Raw genomic sequence first — 20,523 nt, 5'->3', positions numbered from 1 at the left:
TCAGGCTCCCAGCTCGGCAGTGGCGGGGGCGACCTTCAACGGCCGGCTTGGCGCATGAATGCGCATGCCGTCTGCGTCGAACAGGTAGAGCTGCGCGGGATCCAGGTGCAGCGTGAGCGGTGCGCCCAGTTCCAAGTCGACCACTCCCGGAAACTGCGCCACCAGGTTGCCAACCGGGGAATCCATGTGCACGAAGGTGTCCGACCCGGACAGCTCGGCCAGCGCCACCCGGCCCGCCACCGGCACCGAGCCGGGCACGGCGTCCAGGCGCAGCGCACCGGCCCGCACCCCGACCGTTACCGTGCCGCCTTGTTCCACGGCCCCGGGCAAGGGGACCACAACGCCGCCAGGCAACGTGACCGCGCCGGCCAGCAGGCTGCCGGCCATCAGGTTCATGGGGGGATCGCTGAAAGCACGCGCCACGCGCAGCGAGGCGGGATAGTGGAAGACCTCTGGCGTGGGCCCGTACTGCAACAGCTCGCCGGCATCCAGCACCGCGGTATAGCCGCCCAGCAACAGCGCTTCGGCCGGCTCCGTGGTGGCATAGATCACGGTGGCATTGCCATGCGCGAAAAGCTGGGTGAGTTCCTCGCGCAACTCTTCGCGCAGCTTGTAGTCCAGGTTGACCAGGGGCTCGTCGAGCAGCATCAGCGGCGCGCCCTTGGCCAGCGCGCGTGCCAGCGCCACGCGCTGCTGCTGCCCGCCGGAGAGCTCGGCGGGAAAGCGCTCGAGCAGGTGCTCGATATGCAGGCGGGTGGCCAGCGCCCTCACCTGTCCATCGATATCCTTGGAACGCCGCAGCTTGAGCGGCGAAGCAATATTGTCGAAGACGGTCATCGACGGGTAGTTGATGAACTGCTGGTAGACCATCGAGACGTTGCGCTCGCGCACCGGCATGCCGGTCACGTCGACGCCGTCCACCTCGACGCGGCCGGCACTGGGCCGGTCCAGCCCCGCCATGACCCGCATCAGCGAGGTCTTGCCGGCCTGGGTGGCTCCTAGCAGGATGGTCACCGCGCCCGGCACGGGCGTCAGCGACATGGGATATAGATACGCCTGCGAACCTGCTTGCTGGGCGATGCCTTCCAATCTGAGCTGCATCGAGTCTCCGATTCCGAATGCCACATACATCACATATACCGCAATGATGCAAACGCACAAATCCTTGCTTCCCGCTCGTTTTAGAGCAAAAACGAAAATAAAACAATCATGCACCGCATCATTTGTTTTCGTTTGTGTTTGAACTAGAATGCCGGCATGACGCTAAATCCACGCCAGACCGCCCTGCTGGAAGAGGTTCGCAGCCAGGGCTTCGCTTCCATCGACGAACTTGCCCGCAAGTTCGGGGTGACCCTGCAGACCGTGCGCCGGGACGTCAACCTGCTGGCTGAAGGCGGCATGCTGGCGCGCTTTCACGGCGGTGTGCGGGTGGAGGGCTCCACGGTGGAGAACATCGCCTATCGGCAGCGCCAGGGGCTCAATGCCGAGGGCAAGGCCCGCATTGCGCGCGCAGTGGCCAGCGCCGTGCCCGAGGGTTGCTCGCTGATCCTGAATATCGGCACCACGGTCGAGGAAATCGCGCGCGAGCTCATGCATCACCGCGGCCTGCGCGTGATCACCAACAACCTGAACGTGGCGAGCATCCTGGCCGACAACCCCGATTGCGAAGTGATCGTCGCCGGCGGCGTGCTGCGCTCGCGCGACCGCGGCATCGTGGGCGAGGCCACGGTGGAGTTCATCAGCCAGTTCAAGGTGGATATCGGCCTGATCGGCATCTCGGGCATCGAGGCCGACGGCACGCTGCGCGATTACGATTTTCGCGAAGTGAAGGTAGCGCGGACCATCATCGAGCATTCGCGCGAAGTCTGGCTGGCGGCGGACGCCAGCAAGTTCAACCGGCAGGCCATGGTGGAACTGGCGCACGTCTCGGAGATCGACCGGCTGTTCACCGATGAGCCGTTGAAGCCGCCATTCGAGAGCATGCTGGAAGAAAGCGGAGTGCGCTGTGTGGTCGCGCAGGCCTGAGAGCGGCCAGCCACGGCGCAGGCGCCCCTGCGGGCGAGGCGGTGCCGGCGCGACTGCCGCCGGGCACCTGGCGAAGGGCTTGCTGAGTGGCTTGCCTAAGGACTCGCTTAGGGACTTGCCGGAGGTCTTACTTGAAGACGACGGTCTTGTGGCCGTTGAGCAGGATGCGGTGCTCGGCATGCCATTTGACGGCACGCGCCAGCGCCACGCACTCCACGTCACGCCCCACCGCGGTGAGCTGCTCGGGATCCATGCTGTGGTCCACGCGCTCGATTTCCTGCTCGATGATCGGGCCTTCGTCCAGCGCCGCGGTCACGTAGTGGGCGGTCGCGCCGATCAGCTTCACGCCGCGGTCGTGCGCCTGATAGTAAGGCTTGGCGCCCTTGAAGCTGGGCAGGAACGAGTGATGGATATTGATGGCGCGGCCGGCCAGCTTGCGGCACAGGTCGTCGGACAGCACCTGCATGTAGCGCGCCAGCACCACCAGGTCGATGTTCTGCTCGCGCACGATCTCGAACACCTTGTTCTCTTGCGCGGCCTTCTGCTCAGCCGAGGCGTTCATCATCGGCAGGTGGAAAAACGGGATATCGTACGACGCGGCAAGCTGGTAGAAATCGCGGTGGTTCGACACGATGGCGGCGATCTCCACCGGCAGGCCGCTGGCCTTGGCGCGGAACAGCAGATCGTTCAGGCAATGGCCGATTTTCGACACCATGATCATCACGCGCGGCTTGACGCTGGCATCGAACAAGTCCCACTGCATGGCGAACTGATCGCCGATCGGCGCAAACGCGGTCTTCAGCGTGGCCAGGTCCGGGCCGCCGGCGGCCGGCGTGAAATGCACACGCATGAAGAAGCGGCCGGTGAACTCATCGCCGTACTGGTCGGAGTCGACGATATTGCAGCCGTGCTGGAACAGCAGGCCCGAGACGGCATGGACGATGCCAGGCTGATCCGGGCAGGAAATGGTGAGAATGAATCCGGTATTGCTCATCGTGTGTGGTTTTGTCTAGTGCGCGCCGATCAAGGGCGGGGGATGCCGGGGGCGCTCCAGCCGCGGCGATTGAGCGCATCCAGCGTCACCAGGGTCGCGTCGACCGTCATGGCGCCATCCGCCATGATAGCAAGCAATGCCTCCGGCTCGATACGGCGGTGCTCGGCCACCTCCCCGTCGCGGTTATGCGGCACGAAATCCGGCGGCAGCAACAGGTCGTACACGTACACGGCCTCCCACTGCACGCCCTCGGGGATTTCACGCAGCACTTCGATCACGCCATGCGCCTCGGCGCGTTGCGCCAGCACGGGCGCAATGCCTGACTCCTCGTCGCACTCGCGCACCAGCGTGGCAAGCGGATCACTGCCGTGCGGCATGCCGCCAGCCACCAGGTTGTCCCACATGCCGGGGTCGACCGCCTTGGCGGCGCTGCGCCGTGAAATCCACAGCGCGCGCGCGCCGGCAATGACGCCGTTCATGTGCGAGGCAAAGGTCAGCAGCCCGAGAAAGCGCGCGGCCGCGCGCTCGATCACCGCGAAGGCCGGCGCCGCGAGTTCCGGCGTGACGGCGAACAGCTCGTCGCGCCAGCCGCGCACATGGCCGGCATCCGCCAGCCAGTGCGCCAGCACCTTCAGCGCCGCGCTGCGAGTGCAAGCATCGCCGCAGTCCGGCAGCAGCGCCACGCTGCCACCCCGCGGCTCGCCCAGCACGCCCGGCACCGTATCCTGCGCGCGCAGGATCTGCGCATGCGCGCGCGGCAGCCAGCCCACCTGGCGGCCTGCCACGGTCAGCCGCAAATGCGCGCCGGCATCGAAACGGCTGCGCGCCGCCAGCGAGGCGGCAACGCGGGACACGACGGGGTTCTGGCTGGCGCTATCGGGCAAGGTATCGGACATGAAGGATCCCGGCGGCCGGCAAGGCACGCCTGCAATGGTCAATGCAATGGTTAATGTAGTGGTTAATGTAGTGGTTAATGTAGTGGTTAATGTAGTGGTTAATGTAGTGGTAAAAGCAGTCAATCCAGGACAAGACGCATGAAGCAAACCCAGCCTTCGGGCCTGCCGCAATTCGTGCTGGCGCTCGACCAGGGCACCAGCAGCTCGCGCGCGATCCTGTTCGATCACGCCGGCAACGTGGCGCGGGTCGCGCAGCGCGAATTCCGCCAATATTACCCGCACCCCGGCCACGTCGAGCACGATCCCTACGAGATCTGGCAGTCGCAGCTGGCGGTGGCCCACGAGGTGCTGAACGACGCCGGCGTCGCGGCCAGCCAGGTGAGCGCCATCGGCATCACCAACCAGCGCGAGACCACCGTGCTGTGGGACCGCCAGACCGGCGAGCCCATCGGCCGCGCGCTGGTCTGGCAGGACCGCCGCACCGCGCCGATGTGCGAGGCGCTGCAGGCCGACGGCCATGGCGAGCTGTTCCGCGACAAGACCGGCCTGATCATCGACGCCTACTTCTCCGGCACCAAGCTGCGCTGGATGCTCGACAACACCGAGGGCGCGCGCGAACGCGCGGCGCGTGGCGAGCTGGCGTTCGGCACGGTCGACAGCTGGCTGATCTGGCAGCTGACGGACGGCAAGCGCCATGTCACCGATGTCTCCAACGCGTCGCGCACGATGCTGTTCAACATCCACACCTTCCAGTGGGATGATGACTTGCTCGACCTGCTGGACATCCCGCGCAGCTTGTTGCCCGAGGTGGTGCCCTCCAGCGGCGAGGTGGCGCGCACGGCGCTGCGGCTGTTTGGCGCGGAGATCCCCATTGCCGGCATCGCCGGGGACCAGCAGGCCGCTACCTACGGCCAGGCCTGCCTGTCCCCGGGCATGGCCAAGAATACCTACGGCACGGGCTGCTTCCTGCTGATGAACACGGGATCGCAGCCGGTCACTTCGCACAATCGCCTGCTCACCACCATTGGCTGGCAACTGGGCGGCACCACGCCGCCCGCCAGCCGCACCCAATATTGCCTGGAAGGCGGCGTGTTCATGGGCGGCGCCACCATCCAGTGGCTGCGCGACGGGCTGCAGATCATCAACAGCGCGCCCGAGGTGGAGCCGCTGGCGCGCCAGTGCGACGACACCGAAGGCGTGGTGCTGGTGCCGGCCTTTGCCGGCCTGGGCGCGCCGCACTGGGATCCGTTCGCGCGCGGCACGCTGGTCGGCCTGACCCGCGGCACCGGACGAGCGCACATTGCCCGCGCCGCGCTGGAGTCGATCGCACTGCAGAGCGTGGACGTGCTGGACGCCATGCAGAAAGATGCCGGCATCTCGCTGGCCGAACTGCGTGTGGACGGCGGCGCATCGCGCAGCGACCTGCTGATGCAGATGCAGGCCGACCTGCTTGGCACGGCCGTGGTTCGCCCGCGCGTGACCGAGACCACGGCGCTTGGCGCGGCCTACCTGGCGGGACTGGCCACCGGCTACTGGAGCGGCGAGGACGAGATCGCCAGCCAGTGGCAGGTGGAGCATCGCTTCGAGCCCAACCTTAGCGCCGACGCGCGCGCGTACCGGCTCTGGCGCTGGCATCGCGCGGTAGAGCGCGCACGCGACTGGGCGCGGGAAGATGGCGCGCCACCGCACTCGACAAATTGAGCGCGAGCTGAGCGCAGCGCACAAGCCACACAAGGCACACAAGCCTACACGGCAAGTACAAAAGTACATACAAGCAACACCGCGACACGCATTCGCACCAAACAAGGAATCATGCAGACACTGCACACCCCCATCCTGCCGCCCGACCGCGCCACCCTGCTCGCCACCCTGGAGCGCGAGCCTAAGTGGGATGTCATCGTCATCGGCGGCGGCGCCACCGGCCTGGGCACGGCGGTGGACGCCGCCTCGCGCGGCTACCGCACGCTGCTGGTGGAGGCCGCCGACTTCGCCAAGGGCACCTCCAGCAAGGCAACCAAGCTGGTTCACGGCGGCGTGCGCTATCTCGCGCAGGGCAATATCAGCCTGGTGCGCGAGGCGCTGCATGAGCGTGGCCTGCTGGCCCGCAACGCGCCGCACCTGGTGTGGCCGCTCGGCTTCGTGGTGCCGGCCTACCAGTTGTTCGACCAGCCCTTCTACGGCATCGGCCTGAAGCTATACGACATGCTGGCCGGCGGCCTCAACCTGTCCGGCAGCCGCTGGCTCAACCACCGCGAAACCCTGGCAGCGGCGCCGACCCTGGCCGAGCACGTGGGTGGGCGGCCCCTGCGCGGCGGCAACCTGTATTTCGACGGGCAGTTCGACGACGCCCGCCTGGCCATCGCGCTGATGCGCACGCTGTTTGACGTGGGCGGCACGGCCATCAACTACCTGCGCGTGAGCGGGCTGTCGCAGCGCAACGGGGTGATCGACGGCGTCACCGTGAAGGACGTACTGGGCGACGCCAGCTTCGACCTGAAGGCGTCCTGCGTGATCAACGCCACGGGCGTGTGGGTGGATGCCGTGCGCCAGATGGAAGACGGCCAGGCCCGCAGCATGGTGGCCCCCAGCCAGGGCGTGCACCTGACCTTGCCGCGCAGCTTCCTGCCCGGCGACCGTGCCATCCTGATCCCCAAGACCGATGACGGCCGCGTGCTCTTCGTCGTGCCCTGGAACGGCCACACCATCATCGGCACCACCGATACGCCGCGCAAGGACCTGCCGCTGGAGCCGCGCGCCGGCGCCGACGACGTCGATTTCATCCTGGAGACCGCCACGCGCTACCTGTCGCGCGCGCCAACCCGCGCCGACGTGACCAGCGTCTGGGCCGGCCTGCGCCCGCTGGTCAAGGCCACCGGCGAAGCCTCCACCGCCTCGCTCTCGCGCGAGCACACCATCCTGGTGTCCAAGGCCGGCCTGATCACCGTCACCGGCGGCAAGTGGACCACCTACCGCAAGATGGCCGAGGACGTGGTGGGCACGGCCATCCAGCGCCAGATGCTGCCGGCCGCGCCCTGCGTGACAGCAGATCTGCCGCTGCACGGCGCGCAGGGCTTGCCCGCGAACCTGCCCGCGCCCGGCAGCGGCTCGCCGGACCGTTACTACGGCAACGAGGTCGGCATGCTGCACACGCTGCCCGGCAACGACGACATGCTCGTGCCCGGCGCCGGGCTGACCGCCGCCCATGTGCGCTTTGCCGCGCGTTTCGAACTGGCTCGGCGAGTCGAGGACGTGCTGGCGCGCCGCAATCGCGCCCTGTTCCTGGAAGCCAGCGCCGCGAGCGCGGCAGCGCCGCGGGTGGCCGAGATCCTGGCCGAGGAGCATGGGCACGACGCCGCCTGGCAAGCGGTCGAGGTAGCCAGCTTCCGGGAGCTGGCAAGCGGCTATATGTTGGCCTGAGCGACAACCCGCGGCAGGGACGCCACCCCGCCGCGCGTGCCGCGGGGAGTACGCCAGTCACGACCTGGGCCGCCTCATCAGCCATCGGCATCTTGCTACCGAGCTAGCCAACAAGGAAACCATATGCCTCTTCGTTCGCCCCTGCGTCGCTTCACTACCTGCGCCATCGCCGCCACCATCGGCCTGGCCGTTGCCCCCGCCATGGCCAAGCCCGGCATCGACGGCGTGCGCTTCGACCCGCCCCGTGCCGTGCGCTACCAGTGCGAAGACGGCAAGCAGGTCACGGCGCGCTATTTCAACAGCACCGACAACCAGATCGCCATCTTGCGGCTGGATGGCAAGCCGCTGCTCTTTGTCAGCGTGCTGACCGGCTCGGGCGCCCGCTATGCGCATGGCGCGTATCTGTGGATCACCAAGGGCGACGAAGGCATGCTGCAGGACCTGACCAAGGGCGAGAGCGCGCCACCGGCCTACGCCAACTGCCACGCAGCGAAATAGGGCTCCGGAGCAGCGCCCGAGCAGGTCATCGCCAGAACATTTTGGTGCTTGTGCCCTGGCCGAGCGATAATGCGGGTTATCGAATCAGGGAGAACACCATGGACGAGATTGATGATCTGTCCGATCTGCCGATGCCCCGCTTTATCTGGGGCTTCGCGATCTTTACGCCCAAGGGCGGCGAGGTCATGCATGACGAATTTGAATATCTGACCCACACCCGCGCGCCCCGCTTCACCTGCCGGGTAGTCGAACTGGAAGACATGCCGGTCGACAGCGAGGAAAGCGGCATCGACGGGCGCATCGTGCATTACGACGAGCCCGGCCGCCTGTTCTACATCTCCGACGCCGGCATCGCGCTGGTGAACTTTGAGCTGTTCGACAAAGTGCCGGAGAAGCAAAAGCTCAAGAAAATCTGCGATGAGGCCATCGAAAACTGGATGCTTCGCCGCGATTTCCTCGACTCGGAAGAAGGCGAAGAGGACTGAGCGCCCTTTGCTCCACCCCGAAGGGATGACGGCCATAAGGCTGTGATCCCCTGGAGCGGTCCCCGCGGCCGCTCCGTTCCCTCCGCCCTGGCGTGCCTCGCCGCGGGCAACCGCACTGCCCCGAGTCTTTCCCGCCCCCGTCAGCCCAGTCCTACACCGCAAGCGGAAACCGCCGGACACCCTGCCAGAACGGCCGTGCCTATAGTGGAACCGTGGAAAACAGATAGGAAAGGAAGGAAATCATGCCCTACATTCTCGCCTGGCTGCTCGGTGTCCCTGCCTTCGTATTGCTGCTGATCTGGCTGTTCGTGCATTGAGGTTTTGCCCTCGCTCACACAGGAACGGCATCCGGGAGACCCCCCTTCCCTCAAAGCAAAACAGCAAAAGCAAAACGCCCGCTGAAACCCAGCGGGCGTTTTGCTTGCTTCTGTTTGCTACGGCCCTGCGCACCACACCGTTTGCGTGGACAAGAAGGCACAAACCAGTGCTTCTTGCCCACCCGGCCCAGCGCGCTGCAATCAGGCTGCCGCGTCTTCCTGCGGCAGGCCTCGTTCCAGCGCTTCTTTCAGCAGGCCGCTCATGCCACCGGCGTGTGCCGGCGCCAGTGCCTGCAGGCGCTTCACCAGTTCGGCATCCAGCTTGCATGCAAACGGCACCAGGCCTTGTTCCTGGTCGAGCCGGCGCTGTTCGCGGCGATCGACCTTGGCCGGGCCGGTATCACGGCCGGCACGGACTGCCGCGGACAGCTTCAGGCTGTTTGCGAGCTTCAACGCTTTGTTCTTTTCGAGGTCGGTCTTTTTCACGGCTTGTTCCGCTAGAGTCTGTCTGGGGCGGTATTGTACGCAGGTCGGCGGGAAGGCCCACCTTTCCGACGTGCACATGACGCGATGCACGCCTGGCCGGCACTGCATGGCGTCACCGCGCCAGCCCCCTACCGCGCCTGCCTCACCTCGATCAAATCCGCCGCCACCCGCTCGATCTCCGCATAGACGGGAAGCGCCTCGTCGGGGCCGGTGCACCCGACACCGGTCGCGCTGGCTTCGTCCGCGCCCAACGGATGAAAGACAAAGGCCATGCCTGGCTTCCACCTCGGGTCGTTCTTCAGGCTTTCATTGAGGATGGCCAGGTACTGGCTGCGAGTGAACACGTGTTTTGACATCTTCACCTCCGATGATTTGTCGGGATCGTAGCATGGCGCGCGGCCCGATTCGGGTGAGCCTCGATTCACGCGCGCCAACCCGCATGCGATGATCACCTTGCATTTGCAGCAATCGAGCCCTTCCCGATGCCACATCGGTGCCACACCGAGGCTGCATCGATAAGACATTGCCAAGACAACGATAAGACAAAGGATGAGACAAATGATACGCAGCACTTTGCCTGCGCTGGCGGTCGCACTGCTGGCTGCCTGCGCGGCCCCGGCCAACACGCAAAATACCGCACCGCTCACGACCGGCTTCTCCGCCACGCAACTGGACAGCATGAGCGCGCGCGTGCGTGCCGATGTCGCGCAAGGGCGCATTCCCGGCGCCGTCTACCTGGTGGCCCGCAATGGCAGCATCGTCAACACGCAGACCATTGGCTGGCAGGACGCGGCGGGCAAGGTGCCGATGCGCCCGGACTCGATATTCCGCATCTACTCGATGAGCAAGCCGATCGTCTCGGTGGCAGTCATGATGATGGTCGAGGACGGCCGCATCCAGCTGGCCGACCCGGTGTCGAAGTACCTGCCCGAGCTTAAGGACCTGCGCGTTGGCGTGGAGAAGATCGACGCTGCCGGCAAGCCCGTGCTGGAACTGGTGCCCGCCCAGCGCGAAATGACCGTGCAGGACCTGCTGCGCCACACGTCTGGCCTGACCTACGGCGTGTTCGGCAAGTCGCTTGTCAAGGAGGAATACAAGCGGCTGGACGTGGATGCCACCGAGCAAAGCAATACCGAGTTCATCGCGCGTCTGGCCAAGGTGCCGCTGCAGTTCCAGCCCGGCACCACGTGGGAATACAGCCGCTCCACCGATGTCCTGGGCGCCCTGCTCGAGCGCGTGTCGGGCCAGACGCTGGCCACGCATCTGCAGCAGCGGATCTTTGCGCCATTGCAGATGAAGGACACCGGTTTCTGGGTTCCGCCGGCACAACAAGGCCGCATTGCGGAGCCCTTTGCCGTCGATCCCGACAGCAAGGTGCCGGTCGGGCTGATCGACGTGCGCCGCGCCCCGAAGCTTGAATCGGGCGGCGGCGGCCTGGTGTCGACCGCGGCCGACTACTTCCGCTTTGCCCAGATGCTGCTCAATGGCGGCGAGATCGACGGGGTGCGCCTGCTATCGCCCAAGACGGTCGCCTACATGACGGCCGACCACCTTGGCATCGTGGGCGCCCGTTCCCTGGCGCGCGGCGCGGCCTACCTGCCGGGGCCGGGCTATGGCTTTGGCCTGGGGTTCGGCACGCGCACGGGCACCGGCGAATCGGCCACGCCGGGATCGGTCGGGGACTACTACTGGGGCGGGGTCGGGGGCACCTACTTCTGGGTCGACCCGAAGGAGAAGACCGTGGCGATCTGGATGATGCAGGCGCCGGGGCAGCGCGAGTATTACCGCGCGTGGTTCAGGAACACGGTGTACAGCGCCATGATCCCATGAGCCCATGAGCCCATGAGCCCATGAGCCCATGACTTCATAGCGCCATAGCGCCGTGATGAAGCGCCGCGGTGGCCGCCCGCTGCCACCGCGGCTGGCGTGCCTGCCGCGCCTGACCGCCCCCAAGGCCGCCCTACAGCGCAGCAACGGACTCGCCCGGCACCAGGCCGTTGATGATGTCCTCGCCGAACTTCACGGCGCCGCGGCGCGCGGTGCCGATATTGTCCCAGGGCGCGGCGCTGAGGCGAAACACGCGCGAGCGCTCGGTCCCCGGCTCATGCCCTTCGCGGCAGATCACCACCGACGCGTTGAAGCTGCGATCCGGCCGGCGCTCGGGCCAGGTACGTTCCGCCTGGTGACGATAGATCAGCGGGTAGAGATCGAAGCCTTTGTAGCGGGTGAAAGGTCCAGTGTCCAACTTGCGCTCCCCTGTCGATGATGGATGGGTGGATGCGGCCGGCGCCGCACCGCCACGGATTCGCCCCGCCCTGTTGCCAGGCGGTGGCGGGAATGCTTTCAGGCAAATCGGGCCGCGTCAGTCTGCCGGCTGTATCGACCAACCCGGCCCCTTGCCGTTCTTGTCGCTCTCATGGCGCCAGCGGCAGCCGCAATCGGCACAGGTGTAGGTGGCAAAGGTGATCGCGGGCTGGCCACGCGGCTTGATGCGCTGCGTATCCGTCAGAAGCAGCCGGGGATGCCCCGTGCCACCGGTCGAGCCGGGCCGTATCTGCGCACAGGCCTCGCACATGCTCATCATCGCTCCCGCGCCTTGCACATGCAGTCAGCGAGCGGGCCGCTGCGCGCCGACAGTGTCAATGCTGCGCTTTCCCATGGCGCGCGTAGCGGCTACTTATCCGCCGCCATCGCCTTGAGCTGCGCGTCGCCAGCCACGCGCGCCGCGTCCGAGGTGGTGAAGGTATCGTCCGAAACAATGGTGCGCTTGACCATCTGCGCAGCGAAGTCGACCAGCGTGATCACCCACACATAGCGCCCGGCCTGCGGCGCTGTCTGGACAATTGCCTGAAGATGCGGCGTGGAATCCTTAGCCATGATGCTCCTCCGGAGAATCGGATCAGGCCACTGTAGCACGAGTTGCGCACGAGGCTGCCGCAACGCCGGTGCACCGCGCTTGTCAGACCACCTGCAGTTCGCGCAGCGTTTCCAGATCGGCCGGCGTCAGGCCAAGCTCGGCGTAGAACGCCGCGTTGTGCTCGCCCACCGCGGGGCCGCTGCGGGGTGCCGGTGGCGCATGGCCGGAAAACCTCGGCACCACGCAGGGCGCGGGAATCGAGCCGAGATCGGGGTCGGGCAGGCGGACGACCGCGCCGCGTGACTGGAAATGCGGATCCTCCAGGATATCGACAATGGTGAAGATCTTGCTGAACGGGATCTCGTGCGCGCCCAGCGCCCGCGCCACGGCTTCGTCGTCATGCGCGGCAAACCAGGTCTTGACGATGGCGTCGAGCGTATCGAGATGACGCACGCGCGCCGGGTTGCTGGCATAGCGCGGATCGTCGGCCATGGCAGGTTTGCCGATGGCATGGCAAAGCCGGCGGAAGATCGGGTCCGATGACGCCACGAGCGAAACCCAGTGCCCGTCCGCGGTAGCGTACATATTCGATGGCGCGGTGTAGGTGGCGCGATTGCCGGCGCGCTGGCGCACCTGCCCCAGTTGCTCGTACTCCACTGCCAGTGGCTCCAGCAGGCGGAACAGTGCCTCGGTGGCGGACAGGTCGATCTCGCGGCCACGCGCCTCGTTGCCATGCGCGTGCGCGCGCCGGCTGTCGGCCACGGCGGCTGCGATCGAGAACGCGCCGAACAGCCCGGCCACCATGTCGCCCATCGGATAGTTCATGTGCATCGGCGAGCCCGACGGATCGCCCGCCAGGTTGGTGAACCCGCTCATCGCCTCGAACACGCGCGCAAAGCCGGCTCGCCCCGCATACGGCCCCGTCTGGCCAAAGCCGGTCAGGCGCAGGATCGTCAGGCGCGGATTGGCTGCGTGCAAGGTCTCGGCGTCGAGGCCCCAGCGATCCAGCGTGCCAGTGCGGAAATTCTCTACCAGCACATCGAACCGCGGCAGCATCTTGAGAAACAGCGCGCGTCCTTGCGGCTTGCGCACATCCAGCGTGATGCCGCGCTTGCCGCGATTGGTGACCTTCCAGTACAGCGGCAGCTTGCCCTTCACCGGCGCGAGCCCGCGCAGCGGATCGGTGCCATCGGGCAACTCGAGCTTGACGACTTCCGCGCCCATGTCCGCGCATAGCGTGCTGGCAAATGGCGCGGCGACTACCGTGGCCATGTCGAGGATGCGCACGCCGGCGAGCGGTCCGTTCTGCTGCGCGGCGGGCGCGTCTTGATCTATGTGGTTCATGCGGGTGCCGAGGCGATGTTCTGGTGTGTTGGAAATTGGCTCAGGGCAGCGTGCTTAGTCGAGCGTGGTTCCAGTCGACTTCACCAGCGCGGCCCACCACGCCGTATCACTGCGGATCAGCGCGGCGAACTGCTCGGGCGTGTTGCCTACCGGCTCCGCGCCGAGGTCCACCAGGCGCTTGCGAATCTGGGGCTTGGCCAGGATCTTCGCTGTCGCATCATGCAGCTTGGCAATGATCGGGCGCGGCGTGCCAGCCGGCGCCATCAGCCCCTTCCACGCGGTCACCACATAGCCCCTGAGCCCGGCCTCCTCGACCGTCGGCACATCGGGCAAGGCGCTGGCGCGCTTGTCGCTGGCCACCGCCAGGGCACGCAGGCGGCCCGATTGCACAAACGGCAGCAACGCCGGCATGTTGTCGATCATCAGCGTGATATGCCCGGCGATCAGGTCGGCCACCGCGGGGCCGCTGCCCTTGTACGGTACGTGCTGCAGCTTGATGCCGGCGGACTGGTTCAGCAGCTCGCCCGCGAGTTGCGCCGTGGTGCCGTTGCCCGGCGAGCCAAAGCTGAGCTGCCCGGGCTTGCTCTTGGCATAGGCGATGAACTCCTTGAGGTTGTGCGCAGGCACCGACGGGTTGACCGCCATCAGGTTGTGCTCGCGCGCCAGCATCGTGACCGGTGCGAGGTCTCGCAGGGGGTCATAGGACATGCGCGCGTAAAGGCTGGGGTTGATCACCGTGGGACCGGCCGCGGCCAGCAGCAGCGTGTAGCCATCGGGCGCAGCCTTGGCCACCGCATCGCCGCCGATATTGCCGCCAGCGCCTGCCTTGTTCTCAACGACCACGGTCTGGCCGAGTTCTTCCTTCAATTGCTCGGCCAGCAAGCGCGCCAGCGTGTCGGTGGACCCACCCGGCGGGAACGGCACGACCAGGCGGATCACTTTGGCCGGATAACTTGCCTCGGCCAGCGCCGGTTGCGCAAGCCCAGGCAGGGTCAGCAGGACGGAGCCCGCTGCAAGCAAGGTTTTCAACATGGTGTCTCCTTGAAGGAATGACGCCGCCTGGCAAGTTGGCCGGCGGCTGTTCTGCGCTTTCGTGATCAGCTCGCCGCGGCCTGCGCCAGCGTGCGCTTGGCGATATTGAGCTGGTGGATCTGGCTGGTGCCTTCGTACAGGCGGAACAGGCGTACGTCGCGATAGAAGCGCTCGATGCCGAAGTCCGCGATATAGCCGTAGCCGCCAAACATCTGCACGCAGCGATCCGCCACGCGCCCGCACATCTCGGAGGCGAAGTACTTGCACATCGAGGCTTGCATGGTCACGTCTTCGCCGCGATCGCGCTGGCGCGCCGTTTCCATGATCAGCGCGCGCGCAGCAAAGATCTCGGTCTGGCAATCGGCGATCATTGCCTGCACCAGCTGGAACTCCGCCAACGGCTGGCCGAACTGCTGGCGCCCGGTGACGAAGCGGATCGCTTCGTCCAGCATGCGGATGGCCGGCCCCGTGCACAGCGCCGCCAGATGGATGCGCTGCTTGTTGAGCACCTTCATCGCCGTGCGAAATCCTTGCCCTTCCTCGCCTCCGATCAGGTTGGCGCCGGGCACGCGGCAATCGTTGAAGTGCACCTCCGAGACCGGCGAGCCCTCTTGCCCCATCTTGCGATACGGCTGCCCGGTGGTCAGGCCCGGCGTGCCGCGCTCCACGATAAACGCCGAGATGCCGGCCGCCCCGCTACGCGCGGGATCGGTACGTGCCATCACGGTGAACAAGCCTGCGATGGGCGCATTGGTGATGAAGCACTTGGTGCCGTTGAGCACATAGTGGTCGCCGTCGCGCCGCGCGGAAGTCGTCAGCGCCGTGGCATCCGAGCCGGCCTCCGGCTCGGTCAGCGCGAACGAGCCGGTCAGCTCGCCACTGGCGAGCAAAGGCAGGTAGCGGCGCTTTTGCTCGGGCGTGCCATCCGCCACCAGCGCTTCCGAGCCAATGCCGGTATTGGTGCCCACCCGCGCGCGGAAGGCCACCGAGCACTGTGACAACTCCAGCGCCGCCAGCACGAGTTCCTCGGTTGTCATGCCGGCGCCGCCGTACGCCTCGGGAATCGAAAAGCCGAACAAGCCCAGCTCGGCCATTTCCTTTACCAGCGCTTCGGGTATGGCATCGAGCGCGGCCACCTCGGCCTCGCGCGGCACCAGCCGCTCGCGCACGAAACGCCGCAATTCGGCCAGAAAGGCTTGAAAGGCGTCCGGTTCCCTGATCATCAGTCTTGCTCCATCCGGTAAGTGCGGCCGGGATCGGCTGCGTGGAAACCAGCGTAGCAACCCGTGCCAGAAAAGCGGATCGATGTTTCGCTATCTTGAACGCGAGGCGTGCCCGGAATGCCCGGCGATGGCTATGATGGATGCGTACCACTGCCCTGCGATGCAGCCCATGCGCCGCCTTTGAACCGCCTTTGAACCGCTTTTCTCTCACGCCAGATGCCGCTCCGCCCCCATCACCCGGACCCTGCCTTCGCCACCACGCTGGCGCACGGGCTAGCGCTGCTGCAGTGCTTTCGCGTGGGAGAGACGGTCATGAGCAACAAGCAATTGGCGGAGCGCACCGGGCTGTCCAAGGCCACCATCAGCCGCCTGACGTACACGCTGGCGGCACGCGGCCTGTTGCTCTACGACACCGATCTGCGCCGCTACCGGCTGGGCTCCACTGCGCTCTCGCTTGGCTACCCGCTGCTGGCCAGCCTCAAGGTCAGGCAGCTTGCGCGCCCGTTGATGAAGCAGCTCGCCGACGAAGTGGGCGGCTCGGTCTCGCTCGGCCTGCGCGACCGGCTGCAAATGGTCTACGTGGAGACCAGCCGCGGGCACGACGCCATCGCCTTCCGGCCCGATATCGGCGCATCGCTGCCAATGCTCCCCACCGCCATCGGACGCGCCTGGCTGTGCCAGGCATCCCCCGACGAGCGCGAGCCGGTGCTGGCGGCGCTACGCGCCAGCGACGCCGCGCAATGGCAGGCGCACGCCACCGCGCTGGAAGCCGCGGCGCACGATTTCGCCACGCTTGGCTTCTGCCTGTCGCGCGGGGAATGGCAGCGCGACGTGCATGCCGTGGCCGTGCCGATGCGTGCCGAGATCGACGGCGAGGTGCTGGTCTTCAATTGCGGGGTGCCAGGCGGCAGGATGACACCACGAAAGCTCGAACGCGAAATGGGGCCGCGCCTGCTGCGGATGGTGCGGCGCGTGGAAGCGTCGTTGGGGATCGCGTGATGGCATCGGCGCCCTCACCCGGCCGATCGCGCGGCACGCCCGTAGGCGACGAGCGCGACACCGGCGATCGCCAGTTCGCCACCACGCTCGCGCACGGCATCGATATCCTGCTGGCCTACCGCCCTGGCGAATCCCTGCTCGGCAACAAGGAGTTTGCACAACGCACCGGCCAGTCGAGATCAGCCGTGGCAAGGCTCACGCACACGCTGACCGTGCTCGGCTACCTGCGGCGCGACGCCGCGCAAGCCAAGTACCGGCTCGGCGCGCCCGTGCTCTCGCTCGGCTATCCGCTGCTAGCCAGCATGCATATCCGCCAGATCGCCCGGCCGTTGATGAAAGAGCTCGCCGACCGCGTCGGCGGTGCGGTATCGCTAGGCATGCGCGACCGCACGCAGATGATCTATGTGGAGACCGCCCGCTCCACCGACAGCCTTGTCGCGGTGCCGGACATCGGCGCCGCGCTGCCCATGCTCACCACCGCGATCGGCAAGGCCTGGCTATGCAAGGCGCCCGCCGAAGAGCGTGAAAGCGTGCTCAATCGCCTGCGCCTCCAAGACCCCGATGCCTTCCTGCGCTTCCAGCCACAGATCTTGCGCCTGCGGCAGGATTTCGAGGCCAAGGGCTACTGCGTGAACCGTGGCGAATGGCGCAGCGATGTCCATGCCTTTGCCGTGCCGCTGTTCCGGCCGGTGGATTCGCAATGGCTGATCTTCAACTGCGGGGTATCAGCACAAGCCAAGCCATTCGCCGCGCGCGAGCGGGAAGTCGCGCCGGGGCTGATGGATCTGGTGCGAAACGTGGAAAGGCTGCAGGGGATGCGGTGAGTACGCCCGAACAGCTCAGCCTCAATGCTCGAAATCCAGCCCGCCAAGCAGCACGGTAGGGTCTGCCTGCGAGCGCGTCCCGAAATCGATCTGCCGGGGTGTTTGCCACGCGCGCATCTTGCCCGGCAGGGCCGCGAGATAGTGTTCGAATTTTTCCGCGCCACCGGCGGCGAACAGCGCTTCCACCTCGAGGCCGTCCCACGACAGGTAGACGTTCAATGGCTGCGCGAACCGCCGCGGCTCATCGAACGGCTCGCCGGAAAGGCGGACGCGCGCAGCGCGGCCAGGCCTCTCGTCCGGCACCACCTCGACGTGAATGCGGCGCTTGAACAAATCCGCGATCGTCTGCGCAATCCGCGGGGCGAACTCCGTATTGAAACGCGCTGCAATGTCTTGGCTCACTGTGTGTCTCATCCCGATTTTTTATCGATCGTAGCACGGCGCGTTTGCCGCGACGGCATCGGGAACACGCGCGGTTCACCACCTGCAGCAGAACTCACAAGCACGATGAACCGCCGGCAAAAGCCGTCCATGAGAGCCACCAGCAACCCGCCATTAAACTCAGGTTGACCCCGATTCCTGCTGACCTATACTGAAGTCCTGCCGACTGAGACACGCAGTAGCAAAGCGAAGGTAAGTGGCAGATGATCCTCTGGCCAGCATGGCAGTGAGATCGAGCAAGCCGATTAGGCTTGCAAGTCCGAACCGGATCCCAATGAGTTTGCCGACCCGGTTCGGTCCCCTCCCCCTTCAACCGCGGGAAATAAAAAAGCACCTGCTACAGGTGCTTTTTTTATGCATGGGGAGTTCGCGCATGCCGGCGCGCAAGACGCGCGCGCTGCCCCTGAAGCTGCCCCGAAAATAGAAAAAGCCCTTGAATACCAAGGGCTTTTTCCGTTGTTCTGGCGGAGAGACGGGGATTCGAACCCCGGATAGGTATTAACCTATACACGCTTTCCAGGCGTGCGACTTAAACCACTCATCCATCTCTCCAGCAAGTCCGCGAGTATATCAGAGTGTTGTTTCGCAAATCTAGTGTTTCGTGATCGAAGACACTAGCCGCGTCGCAAGTACGTCACGAGACGGTCAATCACCGGGGCGTTGCGCGGCGTCAGCAGGCTGACCAGGATGGCCACGGCAAAGCCGGCGGGCACACCGAATGCGCCGGAAGCGATCGGGTCCACGCCGAACCAGCGATTGCCGAAAATGCCGGTCATGCGGGTAAAGAACGGATAGTTGACGAAGATATAATAGACCGCCACCCCGAGTCCGGCCACCATGCCTGCCACCGCGCCCGCAGCCGTGGTGCGGCGCCAGAAGATCGCCAGCACCAGCACCGGGAAGAAACTGGACGCGGCCAGGGAGAAGGCCGCGCCAACGAGAAAGAGAATATTGCCGGGCCGCAGCGAGGTGACGTAAGAGGCAAACAGGGCCACGCCCAGCAGCACGATCTTGGCCGTGGTGACACGCCGCTGGTGACTCGCGGTGCGGTCGACCATGTGATAGAAAACGTCGTGCGACAGCGCGTTGGCAATGGTGAGCAGCAGGCCGTCGGCGGTGGATAGCGCGGCCGCCAGCGCGCCCGCGGCAACCAGCCCCGAGATCACGTAAGGCAAGCCCGCGATTTCCGGTGCGGCCAGCACGATCATGTCGGGCTGGATGAGGATCTCCGCCCACTGCACGATGCCGTCGCCGTTCACATCGCGAATGCCGAACACCGGCGGATCGACCTTGCGCCATTGCACCACCCACTGCGGCAGTTCCGCGTATGGCGTGCCAACCAGGTGCTGGAAGAACTCGTACTTGACCAGCGCCGCGAGTGCGGGCGCGGAGACGTAGAGCAGCGCGATGAAGAACACCGCCCACGCCACCGAGTTGCGCGACTCCTTCACCGAGGGTGTGGTGTAGAGCCGCGTCAGGATGTGTGGCAGGCTGGCGGTGCCCAGCATCAGGCAGAACACCAGCAACACGAAGTTCAGCCGTTTGGTCTTGCGCTCCGCCTCCGAGGGCGACGGATAGGGCTCGGTCGACGGCGTGGAAGGCTGGCTGCGCGCCAGGGCTTCTTCGCGCTGCTGGTTCCATTGCTGCTGGGCCGCGGCAACGTCACGCGGAAACTCGACCCGCTCGCGCTCCACCGTCTTGATCTCGCGCAGCGGTGCGTTACGCAAGCGCAGCTCCTGCAAGCGCGCGGACAGCGCATTGCGCTCCTCATCGAACGATTGCGGCAGCCGCGAGATGCGGTCCTGCATCTGGACGGCCTGCTGGCGGTAGTACTCGCGCACGGCTTGCTCGGCCGGGTCGCGCTCGATGCTGCGCTCGCGCGTGTCGAGCTGCTGCAGCAGCGTGCCGTAGCTCAGTTGCGGCAGCGCCTGGTGATGGTGCTTCCACGCGATCATCGAGACCGTGACCAGGAAGGCCGCGATCAGCATGATGTATTGCGCAACCTGGGTCCACGTCACCGCGCGCATGCCGCCAAGGAAGGAACACACCAGGATGCCGGCCAGGCCGAAGAATACGCCGACGGCGAACTCCACGCCGATAAAGCGCGTGACAATCAGCCCTACCCCCTGGATCTGTGCCACCAGATAGACGAAGGAACATAGCGAAGCCGCCAACACGGCGATCGCGCGCACTGGCATGTTGCCGCCGGGCTTGCCATTGCCATAGCGCGCGGCGAGGAAGTCGGGGATGGTGTAGCCGCCGTACTTGCGCAGGTAGGGCGCGAGCAGGAACGCAACGAGGCAATAGCCGCCGGTCCAGCCCATCACGTAGGCCAGGCCTTCGTAGCCCGACGCAAACAGGATGCCGGCCAAGCCGATGAAGGACGCCGCGCTCATCCAGTCGGCTGCGATCGCCATGCCGTTAAACAACGCGGGTACGCGCCGGCCAGCTACATAGTATTCATTGAGGTCGGAGGTGCGGCAGATCAGCCCGATGCACGCATAGATGGCGATGGTGACGAACAGGAAGACGTAACCGAGCCAGAGGGCATCGCCGCTGGAATGCTCCAGCAGGCCCATCATGCCGATAAAGACAAACAGGCCTATCGTGAACAAGCCGTAGTACAGCAGCAGCCGTCGGCGAAAGCGCGACTGTTCATCAGGCATGGGAGCAGTGGTTGGGCAG

General features: G+C 65.9%; 21 protein-coding genes and 1 tRNA gene. 8 read left to right on the top strand and 14 right to left on the bottom strand.

The window, feature by feature from the left end; translation table 11 throughout:
* On the bottom strand, positions 1-1,101 hold the full coding sequence (locus AC1RQK_RS11080; protein ID WP_492809137.1) for an ABC transporter ATP-binding protein: 1,101 nt from the start codon (positions 1,099-1,101) through the stop codon (positions 1-3).
* 156 nt (positions 1,102-1,257) lie between these two features.
* Here AC1RQK_RS11080 and AC1RQK_RS11075 point away from each other — a divergent pair, with 156 nt between their 5' ends.
* Positions 1,258-2,025, top strand: a complete 768-nt coding sequence (locus tag AC1RQK_RS11075) for a DeoR/GlpR family DNA-binding transcription regulator (protein ID WP_150983211.1) — start codon at positions 1,258-1,260, stop codon at positions 2,023-2,025.
* 127 nt (positions 2,026-2,152) lie between these two features.
* Here the strand turns inward: AC1RQK_RS11075 and purU are convergent, their stop codons facing one another.
* A complete protein-coding gene (gene purU, locus AC1RQK_RS11070; RefSeq protein WP_043347737.1) occupies positions 2,153-3,019 on the bottom strand; it encodes a formyltetrahydrofolate deformylase in 867 nt (288 codons plus the stop codon).
* Positions 3,020-3,048: 29 nt separating this feature from the next.
* A complete protein-coding gene (locus AC1RQK_RS11065; RefSeq protein ID WP_492376102.1) occupies positions 3,049-3,915 on the bottom strand; it encodes an NUDIX hydrolase in 867 nt (288 codons plus the stop codon).
* Positions 3,916-4,053: 138 nt separating this feature from the next.
* On the opposite strand from AC1RQK_RS11065, the gene glpK reads away from it, so the two are divergent.
* From glpK to AC1RQK_RS11045, 4 genes are all read left to right on the top strand, one after another.
* Positions 4,054-5,616 (top strand): glycerol kinase GlpK, encoded by a 1,563-nt coding sequence (gene glpK / locus AC1RQK_RS11060; RefSeq protein ID WP_492376101.1) that lies wholly within the window; start codon positions 4,054-4,056, stop codon positions 5,614-5,616.
* Between the two features lie 111 nt (positions 5,617-5,727).
* Entirely contained in the window at positions 5,728-7,332 is a 1,605-nt protein-coding gene (locus AC1RQK_RS11055; protein WP_492809136.1) for a glycerol-3-phosphate dehydrogenase/oxidase, read from the top strand.
* Between the two features lie 123 nt (positions 7,333-7,455).
* Positions 7,456-7,830 carry an MliC family protein gene (locus tag AC1RQK_RS11050; protein WP_492376099.1) on the top strand — a complete coding sequence of 125 codons (375 nt, stop codon included), beginning with the start codon at positions 7,456-7,458 and terminating at the stop codon, positions 7,828-7,830.
* A gap of 98 nt (positions 7,831-7,928) precedes the next feature.
* The gene (locus AC1RQK_RS11045) at positions 7,929-8,315 is read left to right on the top strand and encodes a hypothetical protein (RefSeq protein WP_043347745.1); all 387 of its coding nucleotides are present in this window, start codon (positions 7,929-7,931) and stop codon (positions 8,313-8,315) included.
* A 518-nt stretch (positions 8,316-8,833) separates the two neighbouring features.
* Here AC1RQK_RS11045 and AC1RQK_RS11040 read toward each other — a convergent pair.
* The gene (locus AC1RQK_RS11040) at positions 8,834-9,118 is read right to left on the bottom strand and encodes a hypothetical protein (protein WP_043347749.1); all 285 of its coding nucleotides are present in this window, start codon (positions 9,116-9,118) and stop codon (positions 8,834-8,836) included.
* 128 nt (positions 9,119-9,246) lie between these two features.
* Complete coding sequence (locus AC1RQK_RS11035) at positions 9,247-9,474, bottom strand: hypothetical protein (RefSeq protein WP_150983206.1); 228 nt, start codon at positions 9,472-9,474, stop codon at positions 9,247-9,249.
* Positions 9,475-9,676: 202 nt separating this feature from the next.
* Here AC1RQK_RS11035 and AC1RQK_RS11030 point away from each other — a divergent pair, with 202 nt between their 5' ends.
* Positions 9,677-10,948 carry a serine hydrolase domain-containing protein gene (locus AC1RQK_RS11030; RefSeq protein ID WP_492387192.1) on the top strand — a complete coding sequence of 424 codons (1,272 nt, stop codon included), beginning with the start codon at positions 9,677-9,679 and terminating at the stop codon, positions 10,946-10,948.
* Between the two features lie 130 nt (positions 10,949-11,078).
* Here the strand turns inward: AC1RQK_RS11030 and AC1RQK_RS11025 are convergent, their stop codons facing one another.
* The 6 genes from AC1RQK_RS11025 to AC1RQK_RS11000 all read right to left on the bottom strand — a co-directional run bounded on the left by AC1RQK_RS11025 (position 11,079) and on the right by AC1RQK_RS11000 (position 15,574).
* The gene (locus tag AC1RQK_RS11025; RefSeq protein WP_043347757.1) at positions 11,079-11,363 is read right to left on the bottom strand and encodes a hypothetical protein; all 285 of its coding nucleotides are present in this window, start codon (positions 11,361-11,363) and stop codon (positions 11,079-11,081) included.
* A gap of 117 nt (positions 11,364-11,480) precedes the next feature.
* Positions 11,481-11,702: a hypothetical protein gene (locus AC1RQK_RS11020; RefSeq protein WP_253927639.1), complete on the bottom strand. Its 222-nt coding sequence runs from the start codon at positions 11,700-11,702 to the stop codon at positions 11,481-11,483.
* Between the two features lie 89 nt (positions 11,703-11,791).
* Complete coding sequence (locus AC1RQK_RS11015; protein WP_043347764.1) at positions 11,792-11,995, bottom strand: hypothetical protein; 204 nt, start codon at positions 11,993-11,995, stop codon at positions 11,792-11,794.
* Positions 11,996-12,077: 82 nt separating this feature from the next.
* Positions 12,078-13,319, bottom strand: a complete 1,242-nt coding sequence (locus AC1RQK_RS11010) for a CaiB/BaiF CoA transferase family protein (protein ID WP_492376231.1) — start codon at positions 13,317-13,319, stop codon at positions 12,078-12,080.
* Positions 13,320-13,373: 54 nt separating this feature from the next.
* Complete coding sequence (locus tag AC1RQK_RS11005) at positions 13,374-14,351, bottom strand: Bug family tripartite tricarboxylate transporter substrate binding protein (RefSeq protein ID WP_492376232.1); 978 nt, start codon at positions 14,349-14,351, stop codon at positions 13,374-13,376.
* Between the two features lie 65 nt (positions 14,352-14,416).
* Positions 14,417-15,574: an acyl-CoA dehydrogenase family protein gene (locus tag AC1RQK_RS11000; protein ID WP_416049155.1), complete on the bottom strand. Its 1,158-nt coding sequence runs from the start codon at positions 15,572-15,574 to the stop codon at positions 14,417-14,419.
* Positions 15,575-15,790: 216 nt separating this feature from the next.
* Here AC1RQK_RS11000 and AC1RQK_RS10995 point away from each other — a divergent pair, with 216 nt between their 5' ends.
* Both AC1RQK_RS10995 and AC1RQK_RS10990 read left to right on the top strand, forming a co-directional pair.
* On the top strand, positions 15,791-16,573 hold the full coding sequence (locus AC1RQK_RS10995; protein ID WP_492376233.1) for an IclR family transcriptional regulator: 783 nt from the start codon (positions 15,791-15,793) through the stop codon (positions 16,571-16,573).
* Positions 16,573-17,397: an IclR family transcriptional regulator gene (locus AC1RQK_RS10990; RefSeq protein WP_492809131.1), complete on the top strand. Its 825-nt coding sequence runs from the start codon at positions 16,573-16,575 to the stop codon at positions 17,395-17,397. Before AC1RQK_RS10995 ends, AC1RQK_RS10990 begins: the two co-directional genes overlap by 1 nt.
* Before the next feature lie 21 nt (positions 17,398-17,418).
* Here the strand turns inward: AC1RQK_RS10990 and AC1RQK_RS10985 are convergent, their stop codons facing one another.
* The 3 genes from AC1RQK_RS10985 to AC1RQK_RS10975 form a co-directional block, all read right to left on the bottom strand.
* Complete coding sequence (locus AC1RQK_RS10985; protein ID WP_492809129.1) at positions 17,419-17,799, bottom strand: DUF5594 family protein; 381 nt, start codon at positions 17,797-17,799, stop codon at positions 17,419-17,421.
* Positions 17,800-18,300: 501 nt separating this feature from the next.
* Positions 18,301-18,390: transfer RNA gene (locus AC1RQK_RS10980), tRNA-Ser, on the bottom strand.
* A gap of 62 nt (positions 18,391-18,452) precedes the next feature.
* Positions 18,453-20,504, bottom strand: coding sequence for a VC_2705 family sodium/solute symporter (locus tag AC1RQK_RS10975; protein ID WP_492376236.1), 2,052 nt, complete (start codon positions 20,502-20,504; stop codon positions 18,453-18,455).
* Between the last annotated feature and the right edge of the window lie 19 nt (positions 20,505-20,523).

The organism is Cupriavidus sp. GW822-FHT02D05 (assembly GCF_058802485.1).
This window is presented reverse-complemented; position numbering and strand designations above follow the sequence as displayed.